Genomic DNA, 18,937 nt, shown 5'->3' with positions numbered 1-18,937 from the left:
CGAGAACACCGCCTGCACAAGCCTATTGACGTCCTCCACAGAGGAGACAACGACCCCTGCGACCCTCCGTCACCACCGAATGTGAGACAGGGCCGCTAGCGAGACAGCCCCCATCCCGCTCAACCTTCTGCTGCCGACGTGCGCCGGCATAGTGCACCACGCCGTGACATGCTGGCCACCCCTGGCCCGAGCGACGTCGTACCGCTGCTGGAGAAGCTGATGGCGGAACATCGCCAGTGACCGCCTACGTGGGTCGGTGCCGCATACGTGCGGAGGCCCACGTGCGATGAGGATCTGACACCGTCACGAAAGCCACGCCGCTGAATACAGCTCGGCCCCGTCGGCCTGGCGAGCCCGACACGCGGAACGGCGCGATGAGGGCGTCCCGGAGCTGGGTGTCACCGAGGTCGGCATCACCGTAGCCGGCGTGCGCCCGGGCCCTCGCTGCTGAGAACGTCAGCGGGATTCGCCAGCGCACAGCGCTCCAGGGATAGGCAGCCGCAGCCGATGCAGTCCATCAGCTCGTCGCGGAGATGCGCCAACAGCTTCATCCGGGAGTCCAGGTCCGCCCGCCAGCAGTCGCTGACCCGACGCCAGTCCTCCTCGGTGGGGGTGCGTCCATTGGGCAGCAGGCCCAGTACGTGCGCAATCGTGGACAGTGGGATGCCAACCCGCTGGGAGGCTCTGATGAACGCGATACGACGCAGGGCGTCGCGGCTATAACGGCGCTGGTTGCCGGATGTGCGGCGGCTCTGGATGAGGCCCTGGCGTTCGTAGAAACGCAGTGCCGAGGCCGGGACGCCGCTGCGTTTGGCCAATTCGCCGACCGTCAGCCCCGCGTGGTGGTCGTGTCGCTCATTGTTACCATACTACTTGACCTGAACTTAAGTTCAAGTCGAATAGTGTAGGCAGCGGCATCTGTTCGCTAGAGAGTGCAGAGCAGAGGCCAGTGCAGAGCAGAGAGCCCGGCGCTTTTGGCTGAGGTTGCGCCTGCCGAAGGCGGGTTGCGTCCACGTGATGTACGACTTGCCCGTGGTGGGCGTGTTGCGTAGATGAGAGATGGTCATCGCGTTGATCCTCCAAGATGAACCACATCAGAGAAGGAAGAGCGAACGCGAAGGCCGTACCTGACCGTCGCCGTCCTCGACGGCCTGATCACCCGGCTCAGTCGGTGGCCGGAACGTGGGCAACGGTTCACCTGGGGTGGCAGGGAGTGGTCCACGTTCACCCACGTCACCCGGACCCCTGTTGTCCCAGCCCAGGACGACACCCGAACACACGTACCCCTGGTTATGACCGGCGGTCGCCCGCGGTGACCCGGGTTGACGTGCAGACGGGGATGCCCGACGACACTACGGCGCGGAGCTCCCGCCCCGCCGCTACACCTGCCTGGCCGCTACACCCCCGTCAGGACGGCTCATAGGCCAGATTGGGTCGCAGCCACCGCTCGGCATCGACGACGCTGATGGCGCGACGGGCGGCGTAGTCTTCGATCTGGTCCTTGCCGATCCGGCCCACTGTGAAGTATTTCGCCGCCGGGTTGGCAAAGATCAGCCCGCTGACGCTTGCTGCTGGCGTCATCGCGAAGGACTCCGTCAGGCCGATGCCGAGCTCGGCGGCCTTCAGCAGGTCGAACAGGTCCTGCTTCTCGCTGTGGTCCGGGCTGGCGGGATAGCCGAGCGCCGGTCGGATGCCCCGGAAGCGTTCGGCGTGCAGGTCGGCGAGGTCCGGCGTGGCGTCTGGTTCGAACCAGTCGCGGCGGGCCTTCAGGTGGATGTACTCGGCGAAGGCTTCGGCAAGCCGGTCGGCCAGCGCCTTGACCATGATTGCGCGGTAGTCGTCGTGCTCGGCCTCGTAGTGCGCGGCCAGGGAGTCGGCGCCGTGGATGGTCACGGCGAAGCCACCCAGGTGGTCGCCGTCGGGGGCCACGTAGTCGGCCAGGCAGCGGTTGTTGCGGCCGGCTGGTTTTACCGTCTGCTGGCGTAGCATCGGTAGGCGCACCCCGTTGCCGAGGACGATGTCGTCACCCTCGGAGTGCGCGGGCCAGAAGCCGTAGACGCCTCGGGCCTGGAAGGAGCCATCCTTCGTGATCTTGTCTAGCAGGGTGTTGGCGTCGTCGTAGAGCTCGCGGGCGACCGGCTGATCCAGGATCGCCGGGAACTTGCCCTTGAGCTCCCAGGCCAAGAACAGGAACTGCCAGTCGATCATCTCGCGCAGCTCGGGCAAGGTGGGCTGGACCGTCCGCCAGCCGGTGAAGGCCGGGGTCGGCAGGTCGCTGAAGTCGACCTGCTCGCGGTTGGCGCGGGCCTCAGCCAGGCCGAGCATCGGCTGGGAGTGTCGGTTGGCATGCGCCTCGCGCAGCTGCTCCTGCTCGACGCGGTTGGCGCGGTCCAGCTCGCGGGCCCGACCGTCGTCGAGCAGGTCGGAGACCACGCCGACGACCCGGGACGCGTCGAGCACGTGCACGGTTGTGCCGTCGTACGCGGGGGCGATGCGCACGGCGGTGTGTTGACGCGATGTCGTGGCCCCGCCGATGAGCAGGGGCACCTTGAGGCCGCGGCGCTGCATCTCGGCGCCGACGGTGACCATCTCGTCCAGCGATGGCGTGATCAGGCCGGACAGGCCGATGGCGTCGGCGCCCTCGGCGACGGCCGTATCCAGAATCCGACCGGCCGGAACCATCACGCCCAGGTCGATGACCTCGTAGTTGTTGCAGCCCAGGACCACGCCGACGATGTTCTTGCCGATGTCGTGCACATCGCCCTTCACGGTCGCCAGCACGACCTTGCCCTGCCCGCGGCCCGGGTCGATCCGGCCCTCCAGGCGGGCCTGCTCCTTCTCGGCTTCCATGAACGGTTCGAGGTAGGCGACCGAGCGCTTCATGACCCGGGCGCTCTTGACCACCTGCGGCAGGAACATCTTGCCGGCGCCGAACAGGTCGCCGACGATCTTCATACCGTCCATCAGCGGACCCTCGATGACATTGAGGGGCCGGTCGAAGCCCTGCCGGGCCTCCTCCGTGTCCTCTTCGATGAAGTCGACGATGCCGTGGACCAGCGCGTACGACAGCCGCTCGTGCACCGGTGCCTCGCGCCAGGAGAGGTCGACCGCACGCTTCGTGCCGGAACCGGTAACGGTCGACGCGAAGGTGACCAGGCGGTCGGTGGCGTCCGGGCGCCGATCGAAAATCACGTCCTCGACGAGTTCGAGGAGGTCGGCGGGGATATCGGCATACACGGCGAGCTGGCCGGCGTTGACGATGCCCATGTCCAACCCGGCGCGGACAGCGTGCAACAGGAACGCCGAATGCATCGCCTCGCGAACCACGTCGTTGCCGCGGAAGGAGAATGACAGGTTGGAGATGCCGCCGCTGGTGCGGGCACCCGGGCAGCGCTCCTTGATCAGGGGGAGGGCGTCGATGAACGCCTTCGCGTACCCGTCGTGCTCGGCGATGCCGGTGGCGACCGCGAGGACGTTCGGGTCGAAGATGATGTCCTCCGGCGCGAACCCGACCTGCTCGACGAGCAAATCGTAGGCACGGGCGCAGATGGACACCTTGCGTTCGGTGGTGTCGGCCTGGCCCTGCTCGTCGAAGGCCATCACCACCACGCCGGCACCATAGTCGTGGATCCGGCGGGCCTGAGCCAGGAACGACTCCTCGCCTTCCTTGAGGCTGATGGAGTTGACCACACCCTTGCCCTGCACGCACTTGAGGCCGGCCTCGAGCACCGTCCACTTCGAGCTGTCGATCATTACCGGGATCCGGGCGACCTCGGGCTCGGTGGCGATAAGGTTGAGGAAGGTCGTCATGGCGCGCTCACTGTCTAGCAGGTCCGCGTCCATGTTGACGTCGAGCAGGTTGGCACCACCGCGGACCTGCTCCAGGGCCACGTCGACCGCGCCCTGATAGTCGTCCGACTCGATCAGCCGACGGAACCTGGCCGAGCCGGTGACGTTGGTGCGTTCACCGATCATCACGAAGCCGGTGTCCGGTCCGATCGCGAACGGCTCCAACCCACTGAAGCGGGTGGCTTCCGGCAGGGCGGGAACCGTCCGTGGCGGTGTGCCGGCCACCGCGGCGGCGATCCGGGAAATGTGCTCCGGTGAGGTGCCGCAGCAGCCACCGGCGATGTTGAGCAGGCCGGACGCGGCAAAATCGCCGAGCAGGCCGGCGGTCTCCTCCGGCGTTTGGTCGTAGCCGCCGAAGGCGTTCGGCAGGCCGGCGTTGGGGTGACACGCCACGTAGGCTCCGGCGATCTTGGAAAGCTCCTCGACATGCGGGCGCATCTCGGCCGCGCCCAGCGAGCAGTTCACGCCGACGACCAGCGGTTCGGCCCGCTCTATCGAGCGCCAGAAGGCCTCCACGGTCTGCCCCGACAGAGTCCGGCCGCTGAGATCGACGATGGTCACGGAAACCCACAGCGGCAGCTGTGGCGCGACCTCACGAGCTGCGGCGATTGCCGCTTTCGCGTTCAACGTGTCGAAGACCGTCTCGATCAGCAGGAGGTCGACACCGCCCTCGGCCAGGGCCGAGATCTGCTCCGCGTACGCCGCGCGTACTTCGTCGAAGTCGACGGCGCGATACGCCGGGTCCTCAACCCGCGGCGACAGCGACAGCGTCACGTTCAGCGGCCCGATTGAGCCGGCCACGAATCGGTTGTCGAACTCGTCCGCCGCCTGCCGGGCCAGCCGCGCACCCTGAACGTTCATCTCACGAACCAGTGACTGGAGTCCGTAGTCGGCCTGGCCGATGCTCGTCGCCGTGAAGGTATTGGTGGTGGTGATGTCGGCGCCGGCGGCCAGATACTGCCGGTGTACGTCCAGAATGACGTCCGGTCGGGTGAGGTTGAGCAGGTCGGGATCGCCACTGACGTCCTGCGGATGGTCGACGATCAGGTCGCCTCGATAGTCCTCGGCGGTGAGCTTCGCGGCCTGCAACATCGTGCCCCAGGCGCCGTCCAGCACCAGAACACGTTGCGACATCAGCTGCCGCAGCGACGATGCCGTGCTCTTCTGGCTCAGTAACGCGCTCAAGCGGGCCGCCTCCAAAGCTCGGAGGCGCCCTTGTTGAGGAAATGAAGGCCGAGCGTGGCGGGCTCCGCCCGTCGCAGCGCCTCTCGACCCGAAGGCAGATAATACCCGACCCACTTGCCTGAGCGCCCCCCATGAGACGTCGGGATCTGGCTGCTGCGGCCACCCGGCAAGCCCGATCATGACGAACACCGCACTTCATGGGCGATGTAGCGGCGGAGCGAGTCGACGCCGATGGTGAGCATGTCGGCGGCAGGTTCCGGTCCCGGGGCGCGGGCTCGGAGACCGTGCGGCGGTCGATCCTGGGGACCGCGGTGGCTTCCGGGTCCGGGGGAATTGCTGGACCAGGGGTGCCGGCACCAGCCGCGGCCTGACCCGGCCGGTGCCGACGGCGTGACGTTACGGCGACGCCGGTAGCACCAGACGCAGGGTCGGGGAATGCGTCGGTACAAAGCCCAACGCCCGGTAGAGCGACTCGCCGTCTCGGGAAGTCCGCAGATCCACTCTCGTAACTCCCCGCTGCTGATACCAACCGAGGAGCGTCTGCATGCAAGCCCGCGAATAGCCACGTCTGCGGCAGTCCCGATCCATGGCTACGTTGAACACGTACCCCACGGCGCCACTGGGGTTATCCGGTCCACCCAGGCGATGCACGGCTGGGACAGTACTGACGAAACGATGTCAGATGCCACCGACTACCAGCGACACCAACCGACCAAGATCCATCAATCCCCAACTGAACCTGGAGAACGAACATTGAGGATTGGTTGGTGCGCCACTGATCCAGGGTCAGGCCGCGTCCAGCAGGGTCGGGAGTTTACGCATATCGTCGAAGACCACCGTGCCCGGGCCCTCCAGTCGGTGCGCGGGGGTCAAGCCGCCCGCGTAGCCGAAGCAGCGCATCCCTGCGGCGCGCGCCGCCTGGACTCCGTAGTGGCTGTCTTCGATCACCACACATGCTGCCGGCGGCACTCCCATCGCCACCGCCGCGTGCAGGAACAGGTCGGGCGCGGGCTTGCCGTGGGCGACCTCGGTCGCACTGAAGATGCGGCCCGCGAAGCGCGGATACAGGCCCGTGCGGCCCAGGGTGTGGCGCATCTTCTCGTGCGTGCCGCTGGAAGCCACGCACGTCGGCAGGGTGATCCCGTCGAGCGCCTCGCTGATCCCGTCAACGGCGGTTAGTCCGGCGTCCACCGCTTGGCGGTGTGCCAGGTCGAACCGGTCGGCCCACCGGGTGGCCACCTGCTGTCCGAGGCGGGCCGCGATCTGCTCACCGATAGATCTGCTGGAGCGGCCGATGAACCGCTCGATGACCTCTGCCTCGGTCAGTGGCCAACCCAGTTCCGCGCCAAGCGCGATGTTGACGCGGACTGCGATGCGCTCGCTGTCAACCAGCACCCCGTCGCAGTCGAAGATGACAAGCTCGACAGGGAACGTCACCCGTTGCTCCTATCTGGATGTGCGATCGGTGGTAAGCCTGGCTGGAGCGGATGACGCTGATCGGGGTCGCCGTCTCCGCAGCGCCGCCGTCCGCCAGGACTCACGTGAATCCTTGGCCGGCCCGCGTCCCAGGGGCTCGCTCATGTTCAGGTCAGTTTACGGCCAGGGTCGACTCGGTGGGCGGCGGCGCGAACGCGGCAGCCAGCTCGGCCCGGTGCCGGCGCAGCAATGAGATCATCCATACCCCGATGGCCAGGCATCCGATTCCACCGACGGCGTTGCCGATCATGACGAAGAACTCGGCCAAGCCGTACAGCGTGCGGCCGAGGATCGCGTTGTCGGTCAGGCTCATCCCGATCAGCGGCAGTGGGAACAGCACGGCCTAGCATTGCTGCCATGATTGCGGACTTCGCGGATCGGCTTCTGCGCGAGCTGTCCGGCCTCGATCCCTGCACTGCGGCGACCGGCGCGCATTCCACCGGCACGCGTTGGAGCTGGGTTCGCTGGGCTTGGACCAGTTGACCATCGCACTTCAGGTTGACCACACAAACCTCGTGCGCCGCGATAGTCCCGGATTCCAGTAGCCCCGCCCTTCCTGTCGGCCGGGCGTGAACGGCGACGAGCTGTGGTGCTTCATGCCCTTCCGGACTGGGAGCTTCCGCACCACAGTCCAAGCCGAGCGGGCAGAGGCGCTTGCTCGGCTTGTGGTGCTAACTACCGTCGTTTTCGGCAGTGGACTCGCCGGACGCCGGTTGATCGAGGATGTCCAGCATCTGAAGTACCTGACGCCGCACCGCCGGAGTCATGTTGCCGGCTCGCATGGCGATCATCCGTACCTGTCGGTCGGCGAGCTGTCGACGGAACTCCTGGGATTCGTTGTCCTCATCCAGAAAGTAGGAGGCGGTGATGGGCGAGGCGTCGCCGGCTCGCCGCTGGTCGAAGAAGCGTGCGATGGCCTTGAGTACCGCGACGGTCGGGTTGGTGTTGGCGCCGGACCGGAGGGTCGCCAGGTAGACCCGGGATACGGTGGTGTCGTGGGAAGGGTCGTCGCTGATGGCCCGGGCAACCTGGGGTGTTGAATACTCGCGCCGGCGGCCCTGCTTGTCGACCCAGGTCACCGCGGCGAACAGCTCGTTCAGGCGCTCGGCCACCGTCGACTCTGGTGGCGAACCGAAGCCTGACCCGCATCCGGTCACTGGGTCCGCGTTGGACTCACTCGCGTCCCTGCTACTGCCCTCCCGGGTCATGTGTCACCTCTGGTTAACAGATTCGCCCAATGAATGAGTTGACCATGATAGGGGTAAACTATAGTGTCGCGTCGGTGGATGCATGCCCGGTCTCCCGGCACGATTCGGCCGATCACGGGGCGGCCGAGATCGAACTGGAGTCGGGCGTGCTTCCACCACCGGGTTGATGTTCTCTCATCTGACGAGCGATGCGAACCAGCGAACGGGCGTCGGAATCCAGGTCATGGTCGCCGTCGATCACCATCGGTTCGGTGGCCACCACCGGTGCGTCCGTGTCTTTCGCCCGTAGTGCCGCCGTGATCATCTTCGCCCGGGTGATGTCGGCGATGTCGGCGTCCGACCTGCCCGCCCGACGCAGCTCTGCCTCGAGGTCCGCTGTCGCGGTGCGGTCGTAGTACGGGGCGAGTTGTACCAGCCCGTCACGGATCTCGATCACCCGGCGGTAGAAGCGACGATGGGTGCTGTGCTGTTCGGACAGCTTGTGCCAGGGCCGGGCCTCAAGCCGCGACAACGCCAGGTTGGGGGAGGCCTCGTGCAGCGCCGACCACAGTGGTTGCAGCTCGCGATACTGGCGGCGATGCGTCCGCCAGATCGAGGCGGCGGACAGCATGCCAGTGAACGCCGAGTAGCTGATGCCGACCACAAAGGTCAGCGCGCCGATGCCGACCAGCGCTACGTACGTACTGTTGATCGCATCGACGGCGGGCTGAGGGAGCGCGTCCCCGAGTTGTGCCACGGCCAGGCTCGCTTTGGTCAGCTCGGCGGCGAGGAACGTTCCTACTGCCAGGCAGATCATGAACTGCCCACGTCGGAGCCGGGGAACTCGAGTGGCCCTGATGAAGCCGACACACCACCACAGGGTCTGGGAGTGGGCATATCCCATGTAGCCGAGTACTGCGAGCACGAACACCGCGGCGTGTGGATCCTCAGCGACCGCGGTTGAGGCTGGCGAGGCTTGGACGGCGAGCGGTGCGGTGCTCCAGGTGGCGGTAGCCACCGCCAGGGCTGCCAGTAGGAGTAGCGCCTCCGAACGAACCCGACGTTGAGCCTCTGGGCCGCGCACCGTATAGGTGAAGAAGGCCAGGAGGAAGTATGCCGCTGTCATGGTGCCGAGATTGATCGTCAGGGAGTGTAGGCCGGTGGCGACCCGGTCGAGCACGTCCGACACCGGCGGTAGGGCGAGGGTGAACATGACAGTGATGCAGGCGACACACGCTGTCAGGGCCCGTAGCGGGTGATCGTCTGGAGCGCGGGACAGCTGGATGCTCTTGTTCGCCACTCCGACCCAGAGCGTTACGACAACAGCCGCCAGCAGGGCAGGAGCCACAGCTACATCCAACCATGGTGGTGATCGAGGGAGGTGCCGATGCGGTCGACTCCCGGATGGTCGTGGGTGAAGGCCGAGCGGTGCAGTGGATTAGCACGCTGGCCCACTCCAGGATGACCGTCGCCACCAGTTCGGCTTCCCGCTCGTTGGCGGAGTCGTAGCAGGTGCGACGTAGCGCGCGGGTGGTGCTGTTTGGCCTCACCGGCGTGAGTAGGTCGAGCCCTTCGTCTTCGGTCTCGTCGCTGGGGTGATCAGCGATCATGTGACCGATCTCATGCAGGATGATGTGGTCCTGGTGTGGCCGTGTGGTCTCTTTCTGGAAGAACACGATATCCACGGACTCGGTCATAACCCACAACCCGAAAGGGCCCGGAATCTGGATCGGGTAGGGCACCAGGCGGATCGGCCGGCCACGACGGTCAGCGAGTCGGCGACACAGCTCCCGCACGTCGAGCGGTGGACGAATGTCCAGTTCGCGCAGCAGTGCCCGGCAACTCTTGCGTAGTGCCCGATCCCGCACCGCTGCTCCACTCCAGACCGTTACCGTCACGCATTGCCGAGTGCGAGGCACAATACCCCATTGCCTCGATTGGCGGACACCATCGATTTCTCGTAGCGTGTTCCGCGTGACCACTGCTCTCATCGTCGGGGGTGGCATCGCGGGCACCGCCACCGCCATCGCCCTGCAGACTGTCGGCATCAGTTCTGTCATCTACGAGGCGTATCCGAGCGGGGGTGAGGACGCCGGCGCCTTCCTCACGGTCATGCACAACGGTATGGCCGCACTTCACGAGATCGAAGCGGACCAGGCGGTGATCGATGCGTCGTATCCGGCGAAAGCGGTGTCTCTCCTCGACGCCAGCGGCAGCCTGCTGGAACAACGGGCAATTGATCCACCAGGACGGACGCTCACCCGAGCGGCGCTCTACCGGGTGCTGCAGGGTGAGGCAGCTCGTCGCGGAGTCCGCATCGACCGTGGTCGCCGGCTGGTCAACGCCACGATCGAAGATGGCGGCGTCCGGGCCTCCTTCGCCGACAGGAGCGTGGCCCAGGGCGACTTCCTCGTCGGTGCGGACGGGCTCCATTCCGTGGTCCGTCGCCTCATCGACCCCGACGCACCACGTCCGCGCTACACCGGCCAGCACGTCGTCTACGGGTATGCCGCGGAAGGCCATGGCCGCACCGCGCCCGACGCCTACCACATGATGTTCGGCAGCCGAGCCTTCTTCGGGTACACGACACCGTCGGCCGAGCGCACCTGGTGGTTCGCCCGGTTCGACGCCGCCGAGCTGACAAAGCGGATTCGGCCTGAGGACTGGCGGCGCCGCGTGCTGGACATGTTTCGCGACGACTCCGGACCGGCAGCGGAGATCGTCGCGGCGACGGGCAACGACATCATGGGTAGTGACTCCTACGACATCCCCACCACACCGAAGTGGCACAACGGATCGATGGTGTTGGCCGGTGATGCCGCGCACGCGGCATCACCGGCCGCCGCGCAGGGCGCCTCAATGGCGCTGGCGGATGCCGTGGCGCTGGCGCGCTGCCTGGCGACGCACGGCGAACTCCGGAAGGCCTTCGACGCCTACGAGCTGCTGCGCCGGGAACCGACCGAGGAGACGGTGGCCGCGAGTGCCCAGCTGAGCAACAACGGGACCCGGCCACCGACCGGGTCGAGGTGAGGCGGGGCACCTGTCGCCCAGCAGAGCGCCCCATGTTGTCGAGCACGACCTTCGAGCGGCTATACCCATTGCCAGACCGTTTAGGTCGTGGCGGAACAACTGCTCGCGAAACACTCGGCTCTGAACGGCGCTCTGGTGCATACGAACGGCCGAAACGGTGACAGGCGCGGTTTCCGCCAGCTGCTTAAATCGACCGTAAAGTCCTGCCTCCTCCGGAGATGGCGCACCCTTTTCGGACGCCTTCATTGGCTGGCCGCCGTGCAGGGAGCGCATGCGCCCGGATTTGCGGCTGGCGGTCGGCCCGCGATGACTTTTGTCGGCACCGATTGAGCCCAGCTACGAGCCGGGCTATAGAATCCCGGCGGCGTAGTTGAGTGGCTGATCAGTCAGTATCCGAGGGGGCCCCGTGACATCGTTGAGGCGTGGTCTCGTGCCGTTGCTCGTGGCGCTCGCGTGGGTCGGACTCTGGGCGGTGGCGCTCCGGCCAGCGGTAGGTCCGACCAACGATGGCTACCGCTACGCCCGCATCGCCCTCGAACTGCTCGGCGAGTCACCAGCCGACGCTGAGCGTGATGCGCTTTCGGCGTACTGCGGCAAACTGTCTCGCTGGGAGGCCCGTCGAGCGTCGGTCAACCCCCTGACCATGTATGACCCTCCCCAGATCGTCCAACGCACTCAGGCGTGCATCGCGCGGTACCCGGACGGGCTGACACCGAACAAGCCGCGCTACGAGGCGATCTTCAGCGACCGGGTGGGCTACCCGGCCCTTACCACCCCGCTCGTGGCGATCCTTGGCGTCAACGCTGGGCTCACGGTGACCTCCGTGCTGTGTACCGCGATCGGGGGGCTTCTGATCGTCCGTTTGCTGCGGGAAATCGGCGTACCCCTGCACCTGGCGGTGGTCGGCCAGGTCGCCTATTACGGTTCGCCAATCGGATATTGGGGTGTCTATCCGTTGACCGAGGGGCCGGCGATGGCGCTCACCGTGGCCGCCCTGCTCGGTGCGGTGTGGTTACTACGAAAACGCACCGTAGCCGGGGTGTCACTGCTGCTCGGCGCACTGGCTGCGGGTGCGGTGATCAGATTCTCCACCTTCTTGCTGGTTGCGGGCGGGCTGGCTACCGCCGGGCTGCTCATTCTGGCTACCAGCCGGCAGCATCGGCACGTCGGGACCGGGCTGTTGGTCGGCGTTGGCAGTGTGACCACGGTCGGCATCCTCACGAGCGCCAAGCTGCTCGGCCTGTCCGGCGCGGGGGAGACACTGCAGGACAAGTGGACCGACCACTTCACGCGTCCCGATGTCGCCGACCCCTGGCAGCGACTGGTGGACCTCAACGTCAACTATTGGTCGCAGTGGCTACAGCAGGAGTTGCGGTCGCCGTGGCTGCTGCTCGGTCTGGCCCTTGGCGCGTGGGCGCTCCTGCGCCACGACCGTGCTCTGGGGTGGCTCACGCTGGCCGTGGCCAGCACCGGACTGGCCACCCAGATCGCCCACCCGGTGGTCAGCCAGGGCAATCGGCTTCACATCGCGCTGTGGCTGGTGCCCGTGGTCGGCATCCCGCTACTACTGGCCAGGAGGGGGCGGGCCAGCAGTCCCGTGGAGCCCCCCGCCCCGGTCGCCGCTGCTCCGATACCGATGCCCAGGCCACCGTCGGATCGGCTGGCGACGGGGCAAGAGTGGCAGCCAGGGTGGTCCGGTGCCGGTACAGCAACCTCACCACCGCTCGGCTGACCCCGTCCGCAAGGTTCGATGCCGCGGTTGCGCCGAACAACCGCCAGAAGGCTCCGTTGAGCCGGCGGTCCAGCGGCTCCGGCGGAGCTGTCGACGAGACCTTCCGGGGTGAGCGGGTGCTCACCGGTCGCTGTCGAGACGGGAGTGGAGGTGCATGTCGGGCCAGCCGTCGATGTGGCGGGCCTCTGCCCGTTTCGTGCCTTCCAGGGTAAAGCCGGCGTACTGCGCGACCCGGCAGGAGGCCTTGTTTGCCGTGGAGTGGCAGAGTTCGACGCGGTGTAGCCGGAGGGTGTCGAAGGACCAGGCGGTGATCCAGTCGCCAGCCTCATCGTGGGTCATCGAGCGGCCGTGCCAGTGCTGAATGGTGGGGTCGGCGTAGCCGGCCACGACGGTACGCCGATCTGCGGGCCGCCATGGGCGAAGCAGTAGGTCCTGCGCGGGAGTTCGGGTTGCGTCAGCGCCGCCATCGAGCCATGCGGCAGTGCGGGTGAGGGCAAGTAGTGGCACGGGTCGACTGTAGAGCAACTGACGGACATCGACTCGGCCATCGTGGTGATGGCCGATGGCCTGCGGTCTTCGGGGCCCACTTTAACGGGAGCAAGCCGACCGAGGTTTTGCGCCGGCTTCCGCGGAAGACGCAGCTCGGCCCCACCAAGGGGATCTGGGGCCAGATCAACGTCGGCGAGGAGAAGACCTGGGTCCACGCCAAGTTCCGTAAGAATGTCCGCGCGGCAGATGCGCTGGCACCGTCCAGCTGACATACGGGACGGTATGGGATTGCTGCCCCGAATAATCCGGTGATCTCGGTGGTCGTCTTGGTGATACTGAGCTGACGAGGTCGAGACCGTCGTCGCCGAGCACGAGCGCGACCCGGTTTTCTGTAGACCTGTGAGTTGCAACCGTCAGGAAGTGCAGATCATGACGTACGCCGTGCTGCCCTCCACCCGGGCTCCGGTTCGGGTGTGGACCGACCCGTACAGCATCGAACCGCAGGCCGCTCAGCAGCTCCGTAACATCGGCACCCTGCCCTGGGTGCAGGGCGTTGCCGTGATGCCCGACGTGCATTTCGGTAAGGGTGCCACCGTCGGCTCGGTCATCGCGATGCGGCAGGCCGTCTCGCCGGCGGCAGTCGGCGTCGACATCGGCTGTGGCATGTCGGCGGTTCGGACCTCGCTGACCGCGGCCGACCTGCCGGACGACCTCGCGGGGCTGCGTCGCGCGATCGAGGACGCGATTCCGGTCGGTTTCGCCCAGCGCAAAAAGGCGGTGAACCCGCGTCGGATCTGGGGGTTGGCGCAGGCGGGGTGGGACGACTTCTGGCGGGGCTTCAGTGGCCTGCACGCCGGAGTCGCCCGGCTGGAAGGCCGAGCGATGAACCAGATGGGGACCCTCGGCGGCGGAAACCACTTCATCGAGGTCTGCCTTGAGCAGGGCGGTGTCGATGCGGGCCGGGTGTGGTTGATGTTGCACTCCGGCTCCCGGAACATCGGCAAGGAGCTGGCGGAGCGGCACATGGCCATCGCCCGGGGGCTGCCGCACAACGCCGCCCTGCCCGATCGTGACCTGGCGGTGTTCCTCGCCGGGACGGCGGAGATGGACGCCTACCGCCGGGACCTGTGGTGGGCGCAGGAGTACGCGCGGCGTAACCGGGCGGTCATGCTCGCGCTGCTCTGCACCGTGGTCCGGGACCGGTTCCCGCAGGTGAGCTACGACGAGCCGATCAGCTGCCACCACAACTACGTCGCGGAGGAGACCTACGACGGTGTGGAGGTGTTGGTCACCCGCAAGGGCGCCATCCGGGCCGGGGCGGGGGAACTGGGCATCATCCCCGGGTCGATGGGGACCGGGTCCTACATCGTGCGGGGTAGGGGGAACGAGGCCGCGTACTGCTCCGCGTCGCACGGCGCGGGCCGGCGGATGTCCCGGGGGCAGGCCAGGCGGAGCTTCACCACCGATGATCTGGCGGCGCAGACCGCCGGGGTGGAGTGCCGCAAGGATGCCGGGGTCGTGGACGAGATTCCCGGCGCGTACAAGGACATTGAGGCCGTGCTGGCGCAGCAGACCGACCTGGTCGAGGTGGTAGCGCACCTCAAGCAGGTGGTGTGTGTGAAGGGGTAGGTCGATTCAACATTGCACTGCACACTGGACGGATGGATGAAAGGGACTTGGCAGAAGCCAACCTGCATTCTGCCTGTGCGCAGGCTTTGCGCTATGTGGCAAGCCGCTCCGCGGGGCTCCCGGTCGACGCGTCCCTGCGGATCACGCTGAACTTTCACCCTGACCGGATCGTCGCTGGTAGCCCCATTCTCGGCCGAATGCTGGCGGATGGGGTCTACCTGTCTCAGTTCGTCACCGGCACCAGCAACGGTGGGCTCACCGCCCACCCCGGTGGCGACCGGTGGCGCTGGGAGCAGCGAATGTTTGGGGGCGCCTACGACGCTGTCCCCGCCCACCACCGACCGGTGTACGGCGGCCTGAACTTTCGACGTAAACCGGTCGGTGCCGCGCCCCGATTCGGCTCAGCTCACCTGCGGCTGACGCCATCCACCCTCAACCGAACAACCTTCTGCTACCCGGACAGCCATCTCGAGCCCACCATGTTCGGCGTGGCCGAACGCATGTCGCTGGTCGACCTGGCCCACGCCGATCACCGGGACGAATTGGACGACTACGTTGAGGCACAGGTGCACGGTGCGGTTCGGCTGGACCGCGACGTCGAGGCCCTCGTGCTGGACTCCTGCTACCGCGGCACCGGCGTCGAGAGTGCGGCCCGTCGCCTGCCCTGCCGGCTGGAGTGGCATCCGGGATTCCGACTCTCCGTAGCTGAGCTCCGTCAGCATCCGGAGTACCGTGGCCCGCGCTACGTGGAGCTCGGTGTCGCTCTCGCCGTTGAGGGGTACCTCACCCCGCGCATCATCGGGGATGCGGTCCGCACTGGCTGTTACCACCCGCAGGATCTCAAGCGAGTCTGGCATTACCTCGCCCGTTTCGGCAGCCCCGCTACGCCGTCCCGCGTCCCTGGCTGAGGCTTCCGCCGGGGAATCCATCTACCGGGGCGGGCGGGGCCGTGCCACCGAAGCCGCGGGGGAGGCCCGCCCGTTACCGTCCGGTCTGGTGGTAGCGGCGCTCAAGAAGAGCGATGAGGGTGGCTTGTTCGGCCGCGATGCCTTCCGAGAGGCGAGCCGCCGCCTGCACCGCCAGCCAGGGTGCCGACTGCGGTAGTGGCTGGGTCGATCCGGCCCGGTAGGCGCGGGTGTAGCGGTGGGCGAACACGGACCGGCTGCTCCTGATCAGCGTACGAGCCACCCGCGATGTCTCCGGTAGCGGAGCGGAGTAGCGCAGGAGCAGCTTCGTCCGGGCATGGTCGGCTGCTGGGGCGCCGCGCGTCGCGTTGGGCCAGTCGATGACCGCGGCTCGACCACCGGTGAGCATCAGGTTGCCGGGGTGGTAGTCCCCGTGGCAGAGGCGGTCCCCCTCGGGCAGGTCTTCGAGTAGCCGCAGCGTGTGGTCCCGTAGCCGCGTCGGCATAGTGGCGTCGGTGATGCGGGCGGCCAGGACCGAGCGGAGTTCAGGCAGGTCGGCGGGGGCCGACACCTGGTGTACGGCGAGGTGGGTGGCGGCCAGCGTACGGGCCAGACCGGGCATCCGCCACGGCTGTCGCTGCAACAGGGTGAGCATGTCCGCCCCGTCCAGGCGTTCCAGCACCAGGCCGACGCGTCCATCCCACTCCACCGTGTCGGCCAGTTTCGGAGCGATGCCGGGCACAGCCAGCGCGGTCAGTGCTCTCGCCTCGGCGCGGTGTCCGTGCAGCCCGGGCCGGTACAGCTTGATGACCGCGTCGTCGCACCACGTGTGTACGTCCGCCTCCCGTCCGGCGCCGATCTTGGCTCCGATCACTTTCGTGCCCTTCGGCGGGGTACACGGTTGGCCTCGATCAGGGTCCTGGTGGAGTGCGCGACGAACACACCGTGGGTGCGGATGTGGGCGTCGAGCCGTTCGAGCCGGGCGCGGTGCTGCTCAACGGTGAAGTCGGGTACCCACCAGGCGCACTTGCGCAGGGTGTAGACGACCGCGCCGATGTCGAAGAACTCCATCCGGCAGCGGGCGGTGCGCAGCTCCACGATCTCCAACCCGGCTCGCCGCGCGGCGGCGACCTCCCGGTGTGGGTCACGAGCAAAACGCTCGTGGGGCAGGGGGCCGCGGAAGTACTCGATGAGTTCGAAAGCGGAGGCGGGCCCGACATGCTGGGCGAGGTAGCTGCCGCCGTCCTGGAGCACCCGCTCACCACCATCGGTGCCGATATCCAGCGCCGTGGGGGAGTGGGGCAGCCGCGACGTGAGCAGACGTGAGTAGCGCCAGGGCGGTCGCTGCTCGGTGGCCCGGCCGTCGAGCCAGTCGAAGCTCCAGCCGGACACGTCCGCCGCTGCTGCCTCGTCAACCAGTTCCTGGAAGGCACGCATCTCCGAATTCTGACCGTGCCGTCAACCAGTTTGACCCTGTCTGGAGGGTGATATCTGCCATCGAGGATCGGGCATGCTTAAGCCCCCCAGCACGCCAGCACCGGGGGGCTCAAGTGCTTGTCAGCGCCGGGCGTGCGAAACGAACGCCTGCCACGCCTCCGGACCGAACACCAGCGCCGGCCCGGTTGGGTCCTTGCTGTCACGGACGCCGACGACGCCGGGAAGGTTGTCGGCGACCTCCACGCAGTTGTTGCCGTTGCCGCTCCGCGTGCTCTTGCGCCACCGGGCGCCGGTCAGGTTAGTCACCGCTCAGTTCCTCCAATGCAGTTGTGATCATCTTCTTGGATGCCGCCTCGTCGATTGCTCGGTCGTCGAGGTCTTCCCAGACCAGCCGGTATGCGCTGGACTCATCGGGCTTGTTGAGGTATAAGGCGCCGGTCAACGTGTCGACATAGGCCAGTGGAGGCTCCAGCACCTCGCCTACCGGATCGGTCGGGAAGTCCAGCAGTGAGAACGGCGTGCTCGCCGCCATGCCGCCGTGGATTCCGGCGGCGAAGGGCAGGACCCGCACGGATATGTTGCCGCGCTGGGTGACGTCGAGCAGGTACTTGAACTGCTCGGCCATCACATCAGCTCCACCAACCAGCCGATGCAACACTGCCTCGTTGAGGATCACGCTCAGGTGCGGCGCACGCGGCCGGGACAGCAGAGACTGCCGTGCCAGTCTGACGGTGACCCGGCGTTCGCGCTCCGCTTGATCGACGTAGCCCTTCGGCACCTGGTGTACCTGCTCTGCGTAGGCCCGCGTCTGCAGCAGGCCAGGGATCAACTCGACCTCGTACTGTCGGATCATCTCCGCGCTGTCCTCCAGTGACACGTACAACCCGAAGAACTGAGGTAGCTCCGTCTCCGTGTAGTCGTGCCACCAGCTCTTCTTCCGGCCGTTGCGCGTTTCGGCTGTCAATGCCAGGAGAAGATCCAGATCAGCCTGTTCGGCGCCGTACAGCTCACACATCGCCTTCACGTCGATGTCCCGGAACCTGACGCCCTCGGTGCCGTCCTCCATCCGGGCGATGGTTGCGCGCCCCTTCTGGAGGTGTTCGGCCGCTTGTTCCTGGGTCAGGTTCGCCGCCCGGCGCAGGATCCCCAGCCGGCGGCCGATGGACCGGCGCACCAGGGCTGAGCCGACCATGTCTGTCACCCGTGACCACCTCCCACTCAATTAGTTGGACGCGTGTCTCGCTCAATTAGAACATCCTTGCCTTGTCTTGCTGAAGCCTAGTGATGCCAATTCGGACACGCCTAGATGGGTGATCTTTATTTAAGTGACACTCTTCCGACACTGACCTGCTTGAGTGGTTGCCTTTTGGGCGCGCTCAAAGTGTAATGAGCTGCATCGACGTATACCGACTGGTCGAACCTTCACCCAAGGGGGACATCGTGCTGCTGTTCCTAGCCCTGACCGTGTACCGCTCGCGGCGCAACCGAGATGGCGTCTCAGGAGCAAATGCGACACCTCCCATTCCCGGGCTTCTGTCCGATCCAAGAGGAAGGTGGACTGTGGTTCGCTGGCGATTTCGCCGGCAGAGGAAGAACTCGCCGCCCCCCGCGATCGCATCGCAGCCGAGGAACAACGCCCCACACCCCCTGACGGTGCAGCACGGCAGGCCGGCCAATCTGCCGGCGTGGATGGTTCAGCCCACCGTCGCCAACCCTCAGGTAGGCCGCGTCGGCTGGCTCACCCCGGCCCAGCAGTGGCGAGCCAACGGAGGTCGCTGGTGACCGCGCACCAGCCCGTCCAGAGCGCCGACAGGCGAGGCTGAGGGGACGTCGATGGTTGTCGTTGCTACTGCCATAGTCGTTGGGCTCGCCGTTGGGGTGATCCTGGGCCTGGTGACCAAATGCCGTTCGGGTAGTTGGTGCCCCCGGTGTGGTGACCTCAAGCGCTGCCTACGTGACCACGACACGCGCGGGAGCCGGCGGTGGTGAGAAAGGCACACGACCCCATGCGCCCGCTG

The 18,937-nt window shown here is 66.8% G+C and carries 15 protein-coding genes and 2 pseudogenes; 5 read left to right on the top strand and 12 right to left on the bottom strand.

All coding sequences use genetic code 11. The annotated features are described in order from the left end of the window. Positions 1–413: 413 nt before the first annotated feature. From soxR to K228_RS0121110, 7 genes and pseudogenes are all read right to left on the bottom strand, one after another. Complete coding sequence (gene soxR / locus K228_RS0121135) at positions 414–818, bottom strand: redox-sensitive transcriptional activator SoxR (protein ID WP_245603532.1); 405 nt, start codon at positions 816–818, stop codon at positions 414–416. 589 nt (positions 819–1,407) lie between these two features. Further along, positions 1,408–5,034 carry a methionine synthase gene (metH, locus tag K228_RS0121130; protein ID WP_425414536.1) on the bottom strand — a complete coding sequence of 1,209 codons (3,627 nt, stop codon included), beginning with the start codon at positions 5,032–5,034 and terminating at the stop codon, positions 1,408–1,410. 396 nt (positions 5,035–5,430) lie between these two features. After that, positions 5,431–5,685 (bottom strand): GNAT family N-acetyltransferase, encoded by a 255-nt coding sequence (locus tag K228_RS27615; RefSeq protein ID WP_281171604.1) that lies wholly within the window; start codon positions 5,683–5,685, stop codon positions 5,431–5,433. A 135-nt stretch (positions 5,686–5,820) separates the two neighbouring features. Next, positions 5,821–6,471 (bottom strand): HAD family hydrolase, encoded by a 651-nt coding sequence (locus tag K228_RS0121125; protein ID WP_025620222.1) that lies wholly within the window; start codon positions 6,469–6,471, stop codon positions 5,821–5,823. 151 nt (positions 6,472–6,622) lie between these two features. Further along, positions 6,623–6,853 (bottom strand): annotated as a pseudogene (locus tag K228_RS0121120) (MFS transporter); the annotation flags it as partial. A 328-nt stretch (positions 6,854–7,181) separates the two neighbouring features. Then, on the bottom strand, positions 7,182–7,622 hold the full coding sequence (locus K228_RS0121115; RefSeq protein WP_025620220.1) for a hypothetical protein: 441 nt from the start codon (positions 7,620–7,622) through the stop codon (positions 7,182–7,184). A 208-nt stretch (positions 7,623–7,830) separates the two neighbouring features. Beyond that, positions 7,831–9,045 carry an MAB_1171c family putative transporter gene (locus K228_RS0121110; protein ID WP_025620219.1) on the bottom strand — a complete coding sequence of 405 codons (1,215 nt, stop codon included), beginning with the start codon at positions 9,043–9,045 and terminating at the stop codon, positions 7,831–7,833. A 626-nt stretch (positions 9,046–9,671) separates the two neighbouring features. Here K228_RS0121110 and K228_RS0121100 point away from each other — a divergent pair. Both K228_RS0121100 and K228_RS0121095 read left to right on the top strand, forming a co-directional pair. Next, positions 9,672–10,727 (top strand): FAD-dependent monooxygenase, encoded by a 1,056-nt coding sequence (locus tag K228_RS0121100; protein ID WP_025620218.1) that lies wholly within the window; start codon positions 9,672–9,674, stop codon positions 10,725–10,727. Between the two features lie 406 nt (positions 10,728–11,133). Further along, the gene (locus K228_RS0121095) at positions 11,134–12,459 is read left to right on the top strand and encodes a hypothetical protein (RefSeq protein ID WP_245603531.1); all 1,326 of its coding nucleotides are present in this window, start codon (positions 11,134–11,136) and stop codon (positions 12,457–12,459) included. A gap of 120 nt (positions 12,460–12,579) precedes the next feature. Here the strand turns inward: K228_RS0121095 and K228_RS25940 are convergent. Further along, positions 12,580–12,926, bottom strand: a pseudogene (locus K228_RS25940) (GNAT family N-acetyltransferase). Between the two features lie 147 nt (positions 12,927–13,073). Between K228_RS25940 and K228_RS28470 the strand changes: the two are divergent. The 3 genes from K228_RS28470 to K228_RS0121075 all read left to right on the top strand — a co-directional run bounded on the left by K228_RS28470 (position 13,074) and on the right by K228_RS0121075 (position 15,485). Next, positions 13,074–13,217 carry a hypothetical protein gene (locus tag K228_RS28470; RefSeq protein ID WP_155251604.1) on the top strand — a complete coding sequence of 48 codons (144 nt, stop codon included), beginning with the start codon at positions 13,074–13,076 and terminating at the stop codon, positions 13,215–13,217. A 160-nt stretch (positions 13,218–13,377) separates the two neighbouring features. Further along, positions 13,378–14,577, top strand: coding sequence for an RtcB family protein (locus K228_RS0121080; protein WP_025620216.1), 1,200 nt, complete (start codon positions 13,378–13,380; stop codon positions 14,575–14,577). 197 nt (positions 14,578–14,774) lie between these two features. After that, complete coding sequence (locus tag K228_RS0121075; protein WP_245603533.1) at positions 14,775–15,485, top strand: DUF3626 domain-containing protein; 711 nt, start codon at positions 14,775–14,777, stop codon at positions 15,483–15,485. Positions 15,486–15,558: 73 nt separating this feature from the next. Here K228_RS0121075 and K228_RS0121070 read toward each other — a convergent pair whose 3' ends face one another. The 4 genes from K228_RS0121070 to K228_RS0121055 all read right to left on the bottom strand — a co-directional run bounded on the left by K228_RS0121070 (position 15,559) and on the right by K228_RS0121055 (position 18,111). Then, positions 15,559–16,356 (bottom strand): phosphotransferase family protein, encoded by a 798-nt coding sequence (locus K228_RS0121070; protein ID WP_025620214.1) that lies wholly within the window; start codon positions 16,354–16,356, stop codon positions 15,559–15,561. Next, positions 16,353–16,919: a hypothetical protein gene (locus K228_RS0121065; protein WP_025620213.1), complete on the bottom strand. Its 567-nt coding sequence runs from the start codon at positions 16,917–16,919 to the stop codon at positions 16,353–16,355. Before K228_RS0121065 ends, K228_RS0121070 begins: the two co-directional genes overlap by 4 nt. 120 nt (positions 16,920–17,039) lie before the next feature. After that, positions 17,040–17,225, bottom strand: coding sequence for a DUF397 domain-containing protein (locus tag K228_RS0121060; protein WP_025620212.1), 186 nt, complete (start codon positions 17,223–17,225; stop codon positions 17,040–17,042). Continuing rightward, positions 17,218–18,111: a helix-turn-helix domain-containing protein gene (locus K228_RS0121055; protein ID WP_025620211.1), complete on the bottom strand. Its 894-nt coding sequence runs from the start codon at positions 18,109–18,111 to the stop codon at positions 17,218–17,220. The genes K228_RS0121060 and K228_RS0121055 overlap by 8 nt, the downstream gene beginning before the upstream one ends. Positions 18,112–18,937: the final 826 nt, after the last annotated feature.

The organism is Salinispora cortesiana, assembly GCF_000484695.1.
GTDB lineage: Bacteria > Actinomycetota > Actinomycetes > Mycobacteriales > Micromonosporaceae > Micromonospora > Micromonospora cortesiana.
This window is presented reverse-complemented; position numbering and strand designations above follow the sequence as displayed.